Below are 17,649 nucleotides of genomic sequence, written 5' to 3' on the forward strand. Positions count from 1 at the left end.
AAACGTTTAACACGTTTAAAACAGCTTCTTTAGTATCGTAATTAAACTTGGAATATGAACTGTAAAAGAGAACTATTACTAATAATTAATTTATAACTATAACAATCAAATTAAAACCTTCGCTCCGAGCTGGTGCAAGCGCACTAATATGACGCGCTGATTAAACATTGATGTATTTTACTTTAATATAATTAATTAAGTTCAATAATATAAATATAAAAATGATTAAAAGTTAGTAGTAGCATCTGTAACGACTTTGCACTATCTTTGTGAGTCGTCCTTTTATTAGCTAATCGATACCACCTATGAATATGACATTGCTTAGTATGTTCATCCCTACCTTCTTTTTCGTCTCTATTACGCCAGGGATGTGTATGACACTTGCTCTCACGTTAGGAATGAGTGTCGGGTATCGCCGCGCATTGTGGATGATGATGGGTGAGCTCGCAGGGGTTGCCCTTGTGTCGATCTCAGCAGTGCTGGGCATAGCGGCAATTATGCTTAATTATCCGTGGTTGTTTATCGTCCTTAAATTTATCGGCGGCGCCTATTTGCTTTACCTAGGCATTGAAATGTGGCGCTCCCGAGGCAAACTAGCAATCAATCTAGAGACAGAATCCGCCTTGCCTCAGGGCAACTGGAATTTAGTCATTCAAGGTTTCGTAACTGCGATTGCGAACCCAAAAGGCTGGGCTTTTATGATTTCTCTACTCCCACCATTTATTGATCAGAATGCTGCACTTGCGCCTCAATTGGCCGTTTTAATTTCCATTATTCTGATGTTTGAATTCATTTGCATGTCGCTTTATGCAACGGGAGGAAAAGGCTTAAAGCGTGTATTAGGTCATTCAAAAAATGTACGTCTTATGAATCGCGTCGCTGGCACTTTGATGATGGGTGTTGGAGTTTGGCTATTAATGAGTTAATGGTATAGCGCTAACTTCTGATAGCGCTCTAATAGCGTTCCCAAATAGTTTCTCTGTCTCCCACAATAGTATTTCCATTCCCATGAAATAAAAAACGCCACTTCAGAACGAGTGGCGTTTTTCTCTTAGCTATAAACACAAATATGCATTAAGGCGCAGTATCAATCTCTACTGGTAAATAATGTTTTGGCTCCAATTTCAATCGCTCTGGTAAAACGGTACCAATTGAAATAGACGACCAAGTGCCAGATAGAACACCAATAAACATAGCAGTAGAAAATCCGGCCAACGCAGCTCCGCCCATGATCCACAATGCCCCGACTGTGATTAATGTGGTTCCGGATGTCACCATGGTACGAGAAAATGTCGCAATGACAGCTTGATCATTGATCTCTTCTGTTTTCCAGCTCTGCTTCGCGATGAGCAGTTCTCGAATTCGGTCAGCGATGATGATCGAGTCATTGAGAGAGTAACCAAGAATCGCCAAAATTGCGGCAAAAACGGTGAGGTTAAACTCCATCTGAGTAATCGCAAAGAAACCTAATACAAGCACCACATCGTGTGCGAGGGCGAATAATGATCCGCTGGCTAAACGCCATTCAAAGCGAAAACATAAGTAAGCCAGGATGGTTAAGATCGAAACGAGCAGCGCGAGACCACCTTGCTCAAACAGATCCTGACCAACTTGTGCCCCAACGATACTGTTACTGACCACATCGACCTGATGCGAAATCGGTTTTAATACATCCGCAACACTTGGTAGCTTTTGGCCTTGTTCTGGCGCTGAATAACGGATAACCCAGCGACCTTCTTCGCCAGAACGTGTCACAGATGTCGATTCACCCAATTCAGGCTGTAATGCACTGAGCAAATCTTGATTGGTTAACTGCTTGTCTATTTTAACTTCTGTCACCATCCCGCCGGTAAAATCGAGGCCCAGGTTTAACCCTTTCATTCCCAACGCGGCTAGCGCAATCACAGTTAAAATTAGTGAAACTAAGGTAGTAAAGTAGCGAATTTTACGAATATGCTGCTGTAATATTTTGACCATGATTAAACCCTCACATCACGACGGGCATCGCGGCCCCAAATTAAGTTGATCATTGCTCGAGAAGCAAATACGCCGGTAAACATACTGGTTAACAGACCCAAACCTAGCGTTAAAGCAAAGCCTTGGATTGGACCGTTACCAATCGCGTACAAAATCACAGCGGTAATCATGGTAGTAATATTGGCATCAAGGATGGTGGCAAATGCGCTGTCAAAACCAAGATCGATAGCCTGTGCAAAACTTCGGCCTTCGCGCATTTTGTCCTTAATTCGTTCAAAGATAATCACGTTAGTATCAACAGCCATGCCGACCGTAAGCACTAAACCTGCGATGCCCGGCAGAGTAAGAACTGCGCCCGGTAACAGAGCGATCAGCCCCAACAAACAAAGCATATTGGCACACAAAGCCACATTCGCGACCCAACCTAAACGGCGGTACCAAAGCGCCATAAACGTCAGCGTTAGTCCTAGACCTAAAGCCAGTGCCGCAAAACCATTTTGGATATTTTCGGCACCAAGAGAAGCACCAATGGTGCGCTCTTCAACAATGGTGACCGGTGCGGTCAGAGAGCCAGCTCGCAGTAAAAGTGCCAGTTGCTGTGCTTCATCCATGCTTCCTGCACCAGTAATACGGAACTGGCTGCCAAGCTGAGATTGAATCGTCGCAACACTGATGACACGTTCGTTACGCTCGGTTACACCGCGTTCATTCGTCTTGTATTCACGGTAAACCGTCGCCATTGGCTTACCAATATGGGTAGCAGAAAAGTCACTCATTTTCTTACCACCAGCATGGTCAAGCGAGATGTTTACCTCTGACATGCCCATTTTGTCCACACCAGCACGAGCGTTCACAATGTGCTCACCAGTCAGGACCGGACGCTTACTCAGTGTCACGGTGCGGCCATCATTGTCTTTCAATACCAAATCTTGACTGCTTTGCGCTTTGCTTGCGTCTTTCACTTCATAGAAAGCCAGACTTGCCGTTGCACCAATCACATTTTTCGCTTGTGCTGGGTCTTGAACACCAGGTAGCTCAATACGAATGCTCTCTTTACCCTGACGCTGAACAAGTGCTTCCGTAATACCCAGCTCTTCAATTCGACCACGCATGATCTTCAGGTTCTGCTGTAACGTCGTGGACTGGAATTCCTGGATATTTTGCTCACTAGGCTCCAGCACGAATCCTCTTACTGAGCTTTTTGCTACCCAGCCTGGGTAATTTTGCTGCAAGAACTGGTTTACATCAGCGAGTGCCTTTTCACTCTCACTGTTGACGGCAATACGATTACCACTTTCAGCGCGAACCTGAACGCCACGTGTTCGATTGTCACGCAGGTCAGCTTTGATCTCATCGATCAGTGCGTCTCTTTGCTCTTCGAACGCTTTATTTACATCAACATTCAACAGGAACTGCACACCACCACGAAGATCAAGGCCTAGCTTAATCGGGTTAAAGCCCATCTCGCTCAACCATTCTGGCGCAACAGAGACATACGAGAAGGTGATACTGTCCTCTTTATCCAACTGTTTATTGAGTAGAGCACGAGCTTTACTTTGTGCGTCTTCACTGCCAAAAACGATGGTTGTTTTGCCATCCTTTTCGATGATTCTGTCGGTAGAAATATGGTTCGTTTTGAACAATTGATTGAGTTGTACCAGTGACATTTCACTCTGGTTTGGGTCAGCGAAGGTCACTTGGATCGATGGCTGCTCGCCAAACCAGGTCGGAATGGCACTCAGCGTTAGAATAATGATTGTCGCAATAAGCACGACATATTTCCAAGCAGAATAGTGGTTTAGTAATTTTCTACTTTTGGCTGGTTTTGGTGTTTTCTTCATATAAACATCATCCCCTCACCCTTAGGTGAAGATTTACTTTGATAGAGTCAAGACACGACAACCTACGCCCAGAAAATAATCCAGGATAAAGAATGCTCAGAACACAGATCTGTTCTGATGAATACCGTCGTCGTGTTGAGATTGCACAGAATGTGCAAAGTGATGGTGTTTAGGCAGAAAACTGACTATTGAGAGCAACATACATCGCGTTGGTTTCTTTCCAACCAGAAAGGCGATAGTCGCTTGTGAAATGATGAAAAATGGACTGGTTTTGACGCCAGTTAATATTGATCAGGCTGTAACTATAGCCAACATCCGCATAGAAAGGCGCATTGAGGTCGCCGACAAAATCGACATCTTCTTCATCAAGCCCTTCTCGGACATGAGAGAGCCAACGTTGCGAATTAAATATCGCCGACGAATCTGAATTTGCATGACCTTCAGATACCGGCGCGCGCGTGGACTCTTCTGACGCCTCAGAAAAATCATCGTCTGAAATTGGGGATGTGCTTGCTGCAACAAAAGGCTGCAGTTTACTGAAATGCGGTAAGTGAGCTTTCTGATCTGCTTGGGCAGCCGAAACATGCACTGGCAGTAATACCATTGCAAGCAGCAGAAAAAATAGCTTTCTAAGATAAATCAGAGGCATGAAATCTCACTAAAACAAAACACGGCCGAGTTTACTCACCCGGCCCGATGATAGTATGCCTATTGATCAAGCTGAACAACTAAAAAGATCTAAATCTCTGATTCCATCTTTGCCATTACGTAAACGCCTTGCATCTAACGATAGAATATTTCGCCACTATTGACGTCCAGATAGATTTTGTTTTCCTGCTCTAAACCACCACAGTATATGAAGTACACATTTCGCTGCTTGTAAGTCACAGAACGAACCCACCCGCCAAGTTCTGTGAAATCTTCTGGCTCACACGTATTGTCGTCCAACAGCAGTTGTGTCTTGTTGCGAAATATTTCTAGATTGTCTTTTAAATCGTCTGACTTCTGTAAATACCCATCGAGTATCTCTAAGCGCTCTTGCTCTTTAATCACTGGTTCAGCATCCGACAGCCCTTTTGCATCTAACCATTCCGCCGTTTCTTCACCGCCGTCCTCATAAACGAGATAATCGGAGATGCGATACCAACCGTTAGACTTTTCCAAAACGACGACCTTTTCCCCTTTGTAGATCGTATCAACAACTAACGCGTTATGGTCTGGTTTGTTGTACGCGCTAACCTGACGTTCAATCACGTAATACTCGGTCGTTTCAGGCGGTACAGATTCCAAATCCATGACAGGTTTTGACGCTTCTTCTTTTACTTTAGCTTCAGGAGAAGAGGCTTCTGTTGTCGGTTCTGGCTGATCCTTTTGCATAAAGAAGAAATAATAACCAAAACCAGCGCCTCCAAGCAGTAATACAGCCATCATCACGATAAGCGCTTTCTTCATATCTTTTCCCTTCTATTTTGGGCAAATATCCCAAAAGATACTTGATTATACTTCGCCAGCAATAAACTATAGTTAAAAGAGTCGCTTAACTAACGTGAATAATAATGATAAACAAGCTTAAATGGATACTTTTGCTTTTCGTCTTCCCATCGGTATGCTATTCAAATGTGCCATGCACCCCGTCTTCATGGAATGATAATCTGAATGAATTCAACAGGCTAGAGTCTAAGTACAATCAGCATGTCAAAGTCTTCAACGCACTTCTGATTGAACATAAACAACGACCACTCTTATCCAAGGAGTTTTCTCCCAACGAGCTAGTGATGCTTTGGCGCGTAAAGTCTCGTCGAGATATGCTCCAAACTCAGCTGGACGCATCTATACAATACCGTAAAGAATTAACTCAAAAAGCCAGTGAAATAACCAAACTCAGTACACAATCTCAGTGGTCCGCCAACGGTTGGGAGAAATTAGCTCAAAGTTGTAAGTTATCAGAAAAGATGTCAAACCAGATTACCGCGGAGTGGTATCAGACGAATGCGAATCAACTTGCTGAAGACTATACTAAATTATCCTCACTTTATCTTGGTTTAGCCTCAGTCTACGAGAGAGAAGCAAGCGCTTTAACATCTGCGAAACATCAAAGAAACATAAATTCGGCCACACCATAATCTGCCGCACCAATTTGAATCATTTGCATTCAATCTGGATAATTTTAAGAGACATAGGTCACAATAATGCTTTACTTGTGGCTAATAATTGGTTACTTTAGCCGTTAATAAAGTTTAACAAATAGTCACAACTGGCTGGGATGATGCTACAAAAATGGTTATCAATCGACTAAGTAACAGGCAAGACCCTAATACTACTAAAGCCAAGTTTTTGTCAGTAGTTAGGCACGTAAAACAATTCGGTTCAATCAGTGATCTGGACCTTTGTAAAATCTTCGGAGAAACAATTTGGAGCGATGGGAGGGAATACCATTCAGCTGCTTTCTCATTTAAAGTAGATAGACGGACCGGCAATTGTGAAATATCACAATACAAAAATAGCCAATAAATCGTAAAGAATTCGAAAGCGAAGTCAGTAAACGGACTTCGCTTTTTTGATCAAGCATAAACCGGAAGGCTCCCATTCCCCTTTACTTCTCGTATGGCTAAATGGGTATGAATGTCTTTGACGTTCTCCAACCTCTGTAGTTTTCTGGTGAAGTTTTCATAGCCTTCAAGATCCTTACTGACCACTTCCAACAAATAATCGTACGCGCCCGACACCACATGACATGAGATGACCTCGTCCATTTCAACGATCGAATATTCAAATTCATCAATCGAAGAGGCTTGGTGGTTATTCAAACTGACTTCGACAAATACCGTCATCGCGATGCCAACCTTACCGCGGGATAATATAGCCCGGTATCCATTCACAACCCCTTCTTGCTCAAGACGCTTTATTCGCCTTGCGCATGGAGAAGGTGAAAGCCCCACTTGATCAGCGAGATCAGCCGTCGTCAGAGTGGCATCTTTTTGAATCAGGTTAAGCAACTGCCTGTCTATTTTGTCCATTTCTCATTGTCTGCCAAATATCATCAACATTTATACGTTATACGCGTTTTTTCACTAACATTAAAATAAATCACGTCATAACTTGCCACCACTGAGCGTCCTTTTTGTTCGACAATGAACAAATCGATAACAAATTGGATATGTTAAGCATGATTCTGGGATACGCAGCAATATTAGTGACCTTACTTCTCTGGTCCGGTTTTTTCATTTCTCTCAAAGCAGGCGCAATCTCAGCACTTCAACCAGCCGATATCGCATTAGTCAGATTCTTGATTCCCAGCTTGGTTTTGCTCCCTTTTGTCCTAAAGAACAGAAAAACCATTAGCGTTATTCCCAATAAATATTTAACAGGCATTGTAGTGGGGAGTGGGCTGCCTTACTTACTGCTCGTTGGTAGCGCGATGCACCTCGCCCCAGTGTCTCATGCCAGTGCTCTGATACCCGGCACATTACCGTTATTTGTCTCCGCCATCGCTGTTCTCTTTTATCAACAAGCATTAAGTAAACACCGTTTATTTGGCCTAACGACGGTACTGTTGGGTATCTTTGTCTTCTTGTTTTCCAATACGGGCACTGATTACAACTGGTCACAATTACAAGGACATCTACTATTTCTTACTGGCAGTTTGATGTGGGCGGTCTTTACCATCAGCGCGCGTGTCGCCAACCTGAATGCTCATGTCTGTGCTGGCTTTGTAGCGATAATCTCGTTAGCACTGCTTATCATCGCGGTCGGTTTCGGCTGGATAGACAGCCATTTAGCCGTCACACCAATGAAGTACTGGCCATGGAAAGAACTGTTCGGGCACACCATGCTTCAAGGGGTAGGCGCTGGCTTAATCGCTTCCTATACTTTTATATACGCGATCCGAATCATTGGTGCGGAAGCCAGTGCAGCGTTTGGCTCTTTAACTCCAGTCATTGCTACGTTGCTGGCGATCCCAATCTTTGGTGAGCAACCCGATACACTCACATGGCTTGCCCTAACGCTAGTAACGTGTGGCAGTATAATCGCGAGCCAGATATTTATGAGAAATGACCTTAGCCAACCTTATCGCCCGCCAGTACATCGTTAGCATAAGTTAGCCTTTTAAACAGGTTGTTGTGACCACAAGTTTAATTTTTGCGAACATGGAATTATTAGACAAGTGGTCACTTTGCAATCACTTTTGGATTAAAACGAGGATAGCGTGGTGTTTGAAGAGATTAAAAAGCTATAATAGGCAGTTATTTACATAAAGTATGTTGCCTGAACAAATGGTGTTCTGATAGCCTCCCAAACAATAAGGGATTATATTATTTGACGACATGCCAGCAACGCACACGAAAGATGAACTGAGTCATTTCTTGAAACCAGGAACTAAGCTATCCATAGAGATGGAACTTGGTCCTCAAAAGAGCAGCTCATACGTTACAACTTATTTGGGCTTGAAAGAAAACGCCTATCTGATTATTGATATTCCAACAAAGCTGCTGGAAGATCATGCGATTAGAAGACTCAATAATGCAGACGTCGTTGTTCGTGGTGTATCAGACACGGAGCTCGGGCACGTAGTTGCATTCAAATCCAGTGTGTTAATGCACATTAGCCACCCATCCCCTCTTTTATTCGTCCGAATACCGACGACGTTTGCCACAAAACCCGTGCGCGAATTTGAACGTTACAAATTGAAAATGGACTGCACTATTGACCATGGCGGTCATGTCTACGACGGAAGCCTGATTGACTTTTCGATAGCTGGGATTGGCATCTCGACCTTATTTGAACCGGAATTCCAAGTGGGTGATAACGTCAGGGTTGATTCAGCACTTAGTGCTTATGTAGGCAGCGACAATCATTGCTTAATCGCAAACATCAAAAAGTTAGCCAAAGGCTGGATCATTGGCATTAAGTTTGAAAAGCCAATCGCAATGACTGACCAGCTGAAAGTAGCGTTGCTGGAACAGTATTTTCTGTCCAGCAACTAACGTTTAATGCTAAAAGCAACTTGAACGGCTATTGTTCGCCAAAGCGAGTTGCTTCGAAGCTGTTGAGGAATCGATGTATCAGATAGGTCACGAGTAGCGTTGCAACAATGGCAAACAGGATACTGCTCACCCGATACAACGCACTAAAGATCAAATCACCACCTGGGCTTAAGTATTGACCAAATAAAATGCCTAACGTGGTGAGTCCACCAAAGCCCGCTCCGGATCCACTGGATTCTTTAACGTGCATATAGCTGAAAATCATTGCGCCAATCCACAGCAGAGGTACGACAAATAACAAGGTATCTGACCAGTCATAAAGCACTAGCTGGCTGGTAATACCGAACGTCACCCCCAGTAACGTGCCCATCGCTCTTTTACGAGCATAACCTAGGGCACCATTCCAATGCATCGGAAACAACAGCAATATCGTCGTCGCCTGCGCCGACAGAGAGTCACTTAAGTCGAAAACCTGGAAAACCAGAAACGAAATGGTTACGATGCTTGCTCCCATCAAAGCTTCATGACGCATGCGGTGGCTTTTCTTCGGCCCCGAAGGTCTGGCTGGTGGCTGACGAGGCTCCGCATCTGGGATGAGAAACGTCACTAAATACGCAACAACAACTGAAAGAACATTCGCTTCCAGATTACTGAAGATAAGATCATTTAGGTCGGTACTGACATAACTGGAAAAGTGCAGCATGATGCTGAGGTTCAATACACTACTCGCACCAAATAGGAATAAGCTTCCCTTCGACATACAAGCAAATTTGTACAGAAATAATCCAAATGCAATCATCGTCATCATGAATGGATGACTGCCAAACAGTCCAGCAAGAATACCAACTTCCAGGCCACAAACTAAGGCGGCAAATATCATCTGCCTAGCCGCATGCAAACTCATCACAGGAACCATGCCGAGCAGCAGCATAGGCGTTACCGTGTAAAACACACCGTAGTTCCAGCCGAAAAGTTTACATACGGTAAAGCCTATCGTAGCGCCAGTGGCGATTCGAAGACACTGCCTGAGATCATTCTCAGACATGGGGTGGTCCCATAACTTCATACCACCTCCTGATTAATAGATGTAATGCAGAGCACTCAAGAAATGAATCTGTAGGTTACTAAACCACCCAGAGATCGTATTCTCAGGCAACAGTTGGACGGTTGCACGCGCTCCGGCAGGGAACGAGTGCTGCTCTTGATCGTCAATCGCTAAATGCAAACGCATGCGCTGTGCATCCCTAACCCAACGGTCCGTCTCTGTCGGTGTGGCAAGTCGTCCATCAGCATCGAACTGACCAGAACTTACGCCAGCATCAATACTTGTGATTCGAGCTTCAAAAACGTCACCCGGCAAGCTATCAAAAGCAACCAATGCTCGGCTGTCACGATTAAAGTGGCGCAGGCTCTTTTCTCGGAAATCCGCAATGATGTCAACGTCATCTGAAACTAATGCAACCAGAGGACTTGCCGCAGAGGCGTAAGCACCCACTTCCAACTGAAGGTTGGCAACGATACCATCATGCTCAGCAATAACTTTTGTGTAAGACAAATTGAGCTCAGCTTGCTTGAGTTGGTTCTGCGCAACACGCACGCTGACATTATCTTCACCTATTTCACCACGGCTTACTTCAAGCTCCTTCAGGCGCGCACGTGCTGCTAACAGGTTGGCTTTTTCAGCAGTAGCGCTACTCTGCGCATCATCTAGTTGCTGTTGAGAAGTACCGTTTCGGTGGAACAGCTTATTCAAACGCGCCGCTTCTCTCACCTTTTGCTCTGCAACAATCTTGCTCGCTTCCACATCCGCTTTAGCAGCGGCGATTGATGCATCCAGCTGGTCATTGTTTTGAATCACCTGATCCAGATTGAGCTGAGCACGTTCAACCGCCAGTTGGTAAGGCTGTGGATCGATCTGGAACAGTACTTCACCCTTATGGATTTCCTGATTGTTTGTGACGTAGATTTCTGTGATTTGCCCACTAACACGAGGCGCCACTTTGGTTACCACACGAGTTGCCATTGCTTGAGGCGTAAGAGGCATTGCCAGGTCGGCAATTAGAAAGTAAGCAAAGACAAGGACAAACGCTACGCATGAATATTTAATCCAGCGCGCGAACTTTTGGTCTGGAGTCATAGGATTCAACTTCTCTTTTTTAGGTTTTCTGACTTATTCGCTAAGTGTATCGAGTGCATTGCGAGCAATTTGCTCTAGGATTAATCCCATGGCCTTAAGCTCATCATCATTAATGTCCGACAGTAATTTTCTACGAACCTCATAGATTCGGCTCTCTAGTTGAGTAATAAGAGCTTTACCGTCATCAGTCAGGCTGACAATACGGGCGCGCTTGTCATATTCACAACAACGTCGTATTACCAGAGACTGCTCTTCGAGTAATTTTAAGGTTCGCATTAATGACGACAGTTCTATCTCTAGTGCTTCCGCGAGATGCTTCTGGCTGACGTTGTCCCCCATGCGATGTAACTTCCATAAGGCAGTCCAGCGCGGATACGTCAGGTTCAGTGGCTCAAGCTCTCGGTCTGCGACCATTTTCCATAAACGTGAGACGCGAGATAACTTTTCCGCAACGGAAAGCTCTCTCAAAATGTCGATGTCTTGAATCATTACAAACACCCAATTACTTAGCATGCTAAGTAATATAAATTAGTTAGCATGCTAAGTAAATAACTTTGTGACAAAAATCACATTAAGTTCAAGGAGAGAAGTTTGTTGCAGAGGGATCTTAGGTAATAAAAAAGGCACAACTTGCGTTGTGCCTGATAGGAGCTGATGTGTTTCTTATACCCAGTCGACTAAGAATCGCTGTTTGTAATCCAACAGCGCTTCATGGAATGCGTTTTCTTTAATCGGTTTGAGTAAGATGTAGTTCGCCCCCGCTTCCATAAACGCATCACCTGTTTCTTTTGCAGTATCTGCCGTACAAGCATAAATCGGCGTGCCTAGTTTGAGGTTTCGGCGAATCTCTTTTGTGGTTTCTATACCACCGAGATGCGGAAGTTGGTTATCCATTAAGATCAAGTCATAGCTATGGTGCTTTAACCGTTCGATGGCCTCGAGCCCGTCTTTTGCCCATTCAACCTGCATTTCATACTTATTACAAAAGGCTTTTAAAATAAACGCATTAGTATGATTGTCTTCAACAAGCAGGACTTTCAACGTTTGATTAAACATATCTTCAGGGTTGATATGTTGGTCGGGTTTATTTTCACTTGAAAGACGTTCACGGTCTCTAACTGGCAACGTTACAACAAATGTCGTTCCAACCCCTTTTTGACTGTAAACTTGGACATTACCGTCTAACATATCGACCAAACTTTTGACGATTGTCAGCCCTAAACCGCTACCACCGTATTCACGCGTTGTCGTTTCCTCTTCCTGCACAAACGGTTCAAACATTTGCTCGAGTTTGTTCGGGTCGATACCGATACCCGTATCGGACACTTCAACCACCAGCACACTGTTCTCAACCCCTTCAAACTGATCCAATACCGCGCTTAGCCGAACACTTCCTGATGGCGTAAATTTGACTGCATTACTGAGCAGGTTAAACATAATTTGGTTGAGGCGAACCTGATCGGTAAAGAGTGCGACTTGAGGATCCAACTGGTTTTCAATAACCAGTTCCACGCCTTTACTTTCACAAATCGGACGATAAATATTCTCTAAAGTGCGAACGGTATCGGTGAAGGAAAACGAGTGTTTTTGAATATTAAATTTCCCTTGCTCGATTTTCGAGAAATCTAGAATGTCATTCAAAACAGCAAGTAAGTGCTCACCACTATGACGAAGCACGTCTATCTGGTTACTCTGTTCTTGCGATTTAACGGCACCTTTCAATAACTGAGCGACACCTAAAATACCGTTAATTGGCGTTCGAATTTCGTGACTCATCTTAGCGAGGAAATCAGCGCGAGCTTGAGCGGATTTTTCTGCTTCTTTTCTGGCGACATTACTTTGCTTTTCAGCCTCGATAAGCGTTGTAATGTCTTGTCCTTGAACAATGATCCCACTGAGATCGCCATCCACCAGAATGGGAGACAAGTTCCAGCGATACACTTTTTCGCCAATTGGTACATTCACTCCGGTAAGAGTTGCGCCTTGCGATGCCATACGCAGGTGAGGAAGTAATTTTTCCTTAAAGCTCTTAAACACGGGAGGCATGGTTTTATTATCATTTTCGAGCACCAGCTCTTTTCTCGCCGCTGGGTTTATTTGTATCAGAACCCCAGCTTCAGACCACACCATGATCGGCGATAAAGCAAAGTTAAACAGGTCACGGAACGAGCGTTTTTGTGCTTCAAGTTCTTCAAAAGTGTTTTCTAGCGTCGTCCCGATATCATCAAACTCTTCGATATCTGACCCGCCAAATCGCTCAAACCCTTTTTCTTCGCGAGCTGAACGTGTGTACGACATTAAGGAGTCAAGCTGTTCTGCTACTTTATTCTCTATCCACTCTTTGGTCAGTAAGGCGATCAAGATCATCCCGATAACCGAAGCCATCATCGCCAAAAGATGCTGAACCTGCAGGGTAACGACACTTTGATTATCCTGAACCGTCAATAGAGATAAATCCGTATGAGCCGCATTCACCTCAATTGGTGTCTTAATAATCAATAGTTGGTCGAGCTTCTCTTGAGATTCTCTACGTTTCAGAACATCAAATATTTTGTAAGACTCATCACCAGCCAACGAGTTGGCTAGAGGTAAGTTATTGGAGATGAGTACAACATTATCGACGTTACCTTCGTTTTTCAGCCTTTCCATCAAGCCAAAGTTGTTGTCCAAAACGACAACATTGTAGGAGTAACCCATCACTTCGCCCGTTGTGGGTTCAAGTACGGGGACTCTTCTCACCAGCAAATGACGAGCGCCCATTGGCGTTAGTGACGTAATGTAGTACCAGTTATTGGTGAATGTGACGCTATTGGAAATAGTATCGAGTATCGAGTCATTAATACCATAAAAATGGGCGTTTCCGTCATCCCAGATAATGCCTTGATGGTTAGTGAGGAAGCGAATTTCAGGCGTGTGTGCAGGATCACTCTGGTCAATGCTCAGAAAAAAGAAATTTAAGGCTTCTTCATCCCGCTTAGTATAAAAATCAAGCACCACATCGCTTTTAGAATTGCTGTCGTGGTGGATCTGTATCGCAGCGAAATGACTGTCAAAAATATTCAGAATCAGGGCAGATGTTTGTTGCTTTGTCCTGTCGACTTCTTGCCAAATAATCTGTTTGGAGAAGTAATAACTCTGAACGAATATGCCTAAAATTATCGGAGCAAGAACGAGAATTATAATTTTAGTTATGAGCGTCGACAAAGAGCGACGCTTTCTGGTTGATGTGTTTGTCATCAATTATCTGAGTATCTAAATGCGCGCTTTCTTAAGGCTTCTATTCTTTCGGGAGAATCTGATGTGGTGACGACTTCATAGTCACCAGAATATACAGTTGGTACTGACTTCCCTTCCAGATCCCACTTTATGGCTTCTGCCATCGCAATACCAGTATCGTCGTTCATACGCATGACGGTTATATCCAACTCTCCATCTAAAATGGCGTCTAGCTCTGCAGAGCCTCCTCCCCAGCCATTAATCATAATATCATCGCGCCCGAGTTCTGCTAGCGCTTCAACGGCACCAAGAGCGACATCGGTTGAGCAAGCATAAATAAAGTCGACATCAGGGTACTTGTCCAGACTGGCTTTTGCCGCCTCATACCCAGACTGCTTTGTCGCCTTGGTGTAATATGCAGATTGTAGCTCAAAGTTGCTGTCACGGTTTACCTGGTTAATAAATGTGTTCCCTCTTACATCACTGATGTAGCCTTCTGAAAAGTAAAGCACACTGTAGTGAGTGTTTTGGGGGAAGCGTTGACTAAACTCTTTCGCCAGTTTTCTGCTGCCTTCAGCATGGTCAAAACCAACATAAAGAAACGGCTGATGTTTATCCCAATCTCTTACTGGTGTCGTAATGTTTTGTAAGATCAGTTTGGTTTTCTTCGAATCTAAGACATGCTCAATAAATTTGCGATGTCTGGTGGTATCGAGCGTAAAGATGAGATAGTCCGAGTTGCTTTTCAAAGCCTCCATTAAAGACAGACTTTGCTGTTTGATATCGGCGTTTGGACGGGTAAAAACCTGATTGAGCTGATAGTTAATATTTAGCTTATCTAACCGTTTTTCAAAAGCATCTATGTTTCTGATCCAGTAATCTGAGATTTGCTGCCCTGGGTAAACGACAGAAATCTTCAGTTCACGCTTTTTATCGCTAGTCACCGGAATCGGTTTTTCTCTGACAGCTTCAGCCAGTGCGTTGGTTAGTTGCTTTTGCTCCGGAAATTCTTTCAGAAACTCTTGATATTCCCAATATCCATTCAGGACTTGCGATGGATGTGCTGCTGGGGCAATACCAGCTACTAATACAAGGGAGAATATTAACTCTTTTTTCATCTGTTGCTCTATTAGTTTTATATCGAGTCTAATTCACTCTATTTATTATCTAGCCGAGTCATCCGTTACTTGGGCGCGTTGAACTATTGTAATCTACCTTCCACTAAGTACTGGTTTCAATAACATTTTCTTCGTTATGCATTATGCGTCAGATGAGTCTTACATAACAAACGAATATTGCATTATATTTCATAACATTATGAACGCATCTTTTAGATAAAAAGAAGCCGCCTTATAGGAATCGGCGGCTCTTCGTAAGTCGGTGTCATGCGTTTATTCGACCATTTATCGGCGTTTAACGACGAACGGTAAATATCAAGCTGTGGTGTTCATCTAGGCCAAGAGACGCTTTTGATTCAACTAATAGCTCTTTTTTCGTTTTAGCTAGCTGCTTAATAAAATACTCAGCTTTCATCGCCAGACTCTTGGAATCAAATTTCATGGTCCATTCCAGAACTAATGGCCCTTTACCTTTTAGTGCCTTAGCGCCTTTGCCATCTTGATGCTGTTTAAACCGGCGTTCAATATTGTTGGTTACACCACAATAGAGTGCATTCCGGTTATTTCGTATCAGATAAACACTCCAAACTTGTTCGACACAATCACTCATCAAAGCAGAGATTCTACCTGAGCTTTCAAAGCTTCGAGTTCTTCTCTAAGCATTGCCACTTCTTGTTCAAGCTGACTAACACGATCTGAGCTCGGTGACACAGTCGCTGTTGTCTCGATAGCAGAGACATCCACTTCACCGCAGAATAAATGCATGTAGCGAGATTCACGCTTACCAGCCTCTCGTGGCAGTTTTACGACTAATGGACCTTTTTCTTCGCTCGCTAAGTGTTCCAGAACGTTTTCCACCTCTTTAACATCGCGAAACGTCGTCAGGCGGTTAGTTCGGGTGCGAATCTCACCTGGCGTCTGAGCCCCGCGCAACAGCATGCAGCATACAATGCCTTTTTCTTGCTCAGTCAGTTTCAGGTCGCCAAACTCTGTATTGCAAAAACGGTGCTGATATTTGCTCACTCGGCTATTAAAAGCACTTTCGTCACTGACTAGTCGACGTTCAATCAGCGCATCTACCGCATCTAATACATCAGACTCGGACAACGACATTACTGGCTCACGATTGCTTTTTTGATTACATGCGTTGGTAAGTGCATTCAGACTAAGGGGATAAAGATCGGGAGTCGTCACTTCTTTCTCGATCAGGCAACCAATTACTCGTGCTTCTATTGCCGTTAGCTCAACTTTCATAATGCATTCCTTATTATTTTTTGCATTTGAATTTTATACTCAAGCCGCTCTAGAGGGTCAGGCTGAAACCTGAACAGGTTAGAAAGCGCTTGAATATAAGGTAGTCAGGCTAAAGCATAGACTAAGACCTGACCCCTTTTGTGAATCGGGATAGGACTTAGTGCTCGGAGAGAATAGGTACTTTTCTCAGATTACCATCTTCATCAATCATCATTATTTTCGAACGATTGAGTTCAACTTCTGTAAGTTCAAGTTGATCGCGTGCATTGATGTATGCTGTTTTTAACTTCTCAGCCAAAGAACTCGTGACTTGTTCACTATCTTGACTGTCGACTTGCTCCGCAGTGTTACGAGAGTCCATATCAAGTGTCATCATTTTGTATTTAATGATGCTGATAATATAGTGAAGGCTCAATCATGACAACGCATCGATTTACTCAAACCCCGTATCAAACACATATTTATCCAAACTAAGTCGCACAAAGACACGTTTTGTTTCGCGGTGGCTGCCAATTCAAACACGAGAATTGTAATGCATGAATCATTTCAAGCGTGAAATCACCATTGCTCTGAGGTGCGCCAAATCAGGCTCAACAGGCATAAAACTGAGATGGTTTCTTGTTGTAAGGCAAGTCACACAATGATTGGTCGAGAAGTGTTCAACTCATCGTCGTGATTGATCTAAAGACTGTTATGCTACGGGATGTTGTGCTTTAATCGAGAAAGATATTCACAAATTAGGAAAGGGAACTATGAGTAGCGTATTTGAAATCGTTAACCAAGCTCGTCGCAAGAATAAATTGAAACGAGAGCTTCTTGATAACGAGAAAAAAGTTCGTGATAACCGCAAACGTGTAGACCTGCTAGAAAACCTTCTAGACTACATCAAGCCAGAGATGACTCACGACGACATCTTAGCGATCATCAAAAACATGAAAGCAGATTACGAAGATCGTGTTGATGACCACATCATCAAGAGCGCAGAAATCTCTAAAGCACGTCGTGACATCAGCCGTCGCATTCGTGAACTGACGGAAGAAGACAAGCAAACTAGCGGCAAGAAATAAACACCAATAGTTCTGTTATAATTTGAACCCCGAGTAAGACAACTTGCTCGGGGT

The 17,649-nt window shown here is 43.7% G+C and carries 18 protein-coding genes; 5 read left to right on the top strand and 13 right to left on the bottom strand.

Going from position 1 to position 17,649, the window contains the following annotated elements:
• Window positions 1-305 precede the first annotated feature (305 nt).
• Window positions 306-926 (top strand): LysE family translocator, encoded by a 621-nt coding sequence (locus tag DBX26_RS19295; RefSeq protein ID WP_024372999.1) that lies wholly within the window; start codon window positions 306-308, stop codon window positions 924-926.
• A gap of 148 nt (window positions 927-1,074) precedes the next feature.
• Here the strand turns inward: DBX26_RS19295 and secF are convergent, their stop codons facing one another.
• The 4 genes from secF to DBX26_RS19315 form a co-directional block, all read right to left on the bottom strand.
• Window positions 1,075-1,977, bottom strand: coding sequence for a protein translocase subunit SecF (gene secF, locus DBX26_RS19300; RefSeq protein WP_065300818.1), 903 nt, complete (start codon window positions 1,975-1,977; stop codon window positions 1,075-1,077).
• A 2-nt stretch (window positions 1,978-1,979) separates the two neighbouring features.
• The gene (secD, locus tag DBX26_RS19305) at window positions 1,980-3,818 is read right to left on the bottom strand and encodes a protein translocase subunit SecD (RefSeq protein WP_065300817.1); all 1,839 of its coding nucleotides are present in this window, start codon (window positions 3,816-3,818) and stop codon (window positions 1,980-1,982) included.
• A 169-nt stretch (window positions 3,819-3,987) separates the two neighbouring features.
• Window positions 3,988-4,467 (bottom strand): hypothetical protein, encoded by a 480-nt coding sequence (locus DBX26_RS19310; RefSeq protein WP_020334158.1) that lies wholly within the window; start codon window positions 4,465-4,467, stop codon window positions 3,988-3,990.
• Between the two features lie 134 nt (window positions 4,468-4,601).
• Window positions 4,602-5,270 carry an SH3 domain-containing protein gene (locus DBX26_RS19315; protein WP_118120631.1) on the bottom strand — a complete coding sequence of 223 codons (669 nt, stop codon included), beginning with the start codon at window positions 5,268-5,270 and terminating at the stop codon, window positions 4,602-4,604.
• A gap of 825 nt (window positions 5,271-6,095) precedes the next feature.
• Between DBX26_RS19315 and DBX26_RS25830 the strand changes: the two genes are divergently transcribed.
• Complete coding sequence (locus DBX26_RS25830) at window positions 6,096-6,329, top strand: hypothetical protein (RefSeq protein WP_076633452.1); 234 nt, start codon at window positions 6,096-6,098, stop codon at window positions 6,327-6,329.
• A gap of 50 nt (window positions 6,330-6,379) precedes the next feature.
• Here DBX26_RS25830 and DBX26_RS19330 read toward each other — a convergent pair whose 3' ends face one another.
• Window positions 6,380-6,835: an Lrp/AsnC family transcriptional regulator gene (locus tag DBX26_RS19330; RefSeq protein WP_014233778.1), complete on the bottom strand. Its 456-nt coding sequence runs from the start codon at window positions 6,833-6,835 to the stop codon at window positions 6,380-6,382.
• 149 nt (window positions 6,836-6,984) lie between these two features.
• On the opposite strand from DBX26_RS19330, the gene DBX26_RS19335 reads away from it, so the two are divergent.
• Together DBX26_RS19335 and DBX26_RS19340 are read left to right on the top strand one after the other, a co-directional pair.
• Window positions 6,985-7,911: a DMT family transporter gene (locus DBX26_RS19335; protein ID WP_162889775.1), complete on the top strand. Its 927-nt coding sequence runs from the start codon at window positions 6,985-6,987 to the stop codon at window positions 7,909-7,911.
• A 232-nt stretch (window positions 7,912-8,143) separates the two neighbouring features.
• On the top strand, window positions 8,144-8,803 hold the full coding sequence (locus tag DBX26_RS19340) for a flagellar brake protein (protein WP_118120632.1): 660 nt from the start codon (window positions 8,144-8,146) through the stop codon (window positions 8,801-8,803).
• 28 nt (window positions 8,804-8,831) lie between these two features.
• On the opposite strand, the gene DBX26_RS19345 is transcribed toward DBX26_RS19340, so the two are convergent.
• The 8 genes from DBX26_RS19345 to DBX26_RS19380 all read right to left on the bottom strand — a co-directional run bounded on the left by DBX26_RS19345 (window position 8,832) and on the right by DBX26_RS19380 (window position 16,901).
• Window positions 8,832-9,869: a DUF2955 domain-containing protein gene (locus tag DBX26_RS19345; protein WP_118120633.1), complete on the bottom strand. Its 1,038-nt coding sequence runs from the start codon at window positions 9,867-9,869 to the stop codon at window positions 8,832-8,834.
• A 12-nt stretch (window positions 9,870-9,881) separates the two neighbouring features.
• On the bottom strand, window positions 9,882-10,940 hold the full coding sequence (locus tag DBX26_RS19350; RefSeq protein ID WP_014233774.1) for an HlyD family secretion protein: 1,059 nt from the start codon (window positions 10,938-10,940) through the stop codon (window positions 9,882-9,884).
• Window positions 10,941-10,973: 33 nt separating this feature from the next.
• Window positions 10,974-11,429, bottom strand: a complete 456-nt coding sequence (locus DBX26_RS19355) for a MarR family transcriptional regulator (protein ID WP_014233773.1) — start codon at window positions 11,427-11,429, stop codon at window positions 10,974-10,976.
• Window positions 11,430-11,603: 174 nt separating this feature from the next.
• Window positions 11,604-14,177: a quorum-sensing autoinducer 2 sensor kinase/phosphatase LuxQ gene (gene luxQ / locus DBX26_RS19360; protein WP_118120634.1), complete on the bottom strand. Its 2,574-nt coding sequence runs from the start codon at window positions 14,175-14,177 to the stop codon at window positions 11,604-11,606.
• Window positions 14,177-15,274 (bottom strand): autoinducer 2-binding periplasmic protein LuxP, encoded by a 1,098-nt coding sequence (locus tag DBX26_RS19365; protein ID WP_065300812.1) that lies wholly within the window; start codon window positions 15,272-15,274, stop codon window positions 14,177-14,179. The genes luxQ and DBX26_RS19365 overlap by 1 nt, the downstream gene beginning before the upstream one ends.
• Window positions 15,275-15,569: 295 nt before the next feature.
• A complete protein-coding gene (locus DBX26_RS19370) occupies window positions 15,570-15,884 on the bottom strand; it encodes a GIY-YIG nuclease family protein (RefSeq protein WP_014233770.1) in 315 nt (104 codons plus the stop codon).
• On the bottom strand, window positions 15,884-16,528 hold the full coding sequence (locus tag DBX26_RS19375; protein ID WP_014233769.1) for a YceH family protein: 645 nt from the start codon (window positions 16,526-16,528) through the stop codon (window positions 15,884-15,886). The genes DBX26_RS19370 and DBX26_RS19375 overlap by 1 nt, the downstream gene beginning before the upstream one ends.
• Window positions 16,529-16,685: 157 nt before the next feature.
• Window positions 16,686-16,901 (bottom strand): hypothetical protein, encoded by a 216-nt coding sequence (locus tag DBX26_RS19380; protein WP_024373000.1) that lies wholly within the window; start codon window positions 16,899-16,901, stop codon window positions 16,686-16,688.
• Window positions 16,902-17,280: 379 nt separating this feature from the next.
• Between DBX26_RS19380 and DBX26_RS19385 the strand changes: the two genes are divergently transcribed.
• Window positions 17,281-17,595, top strand: a complete 315-nt coding sequence (locus DBX26_RS19385; RefSeq protein WP_014233767.1) for a DUF496 family protein — start codon at window positions 17,281-17,283, stop codon at window positions 17,593-17,595.
• Window positions 17,596-17,649: the final 54 nt, after the last annotated feature.

It is taken from the genome of Vibrio sp. dhg (genome assembly GCF_003443775.1).
Taxonomy (GTDB): Bacteria; Pseudomonadota; Gammaproteobacteria; order Enterobacterales; family Vibrionaceae; genus Vibrio; species Vibrio natriegens.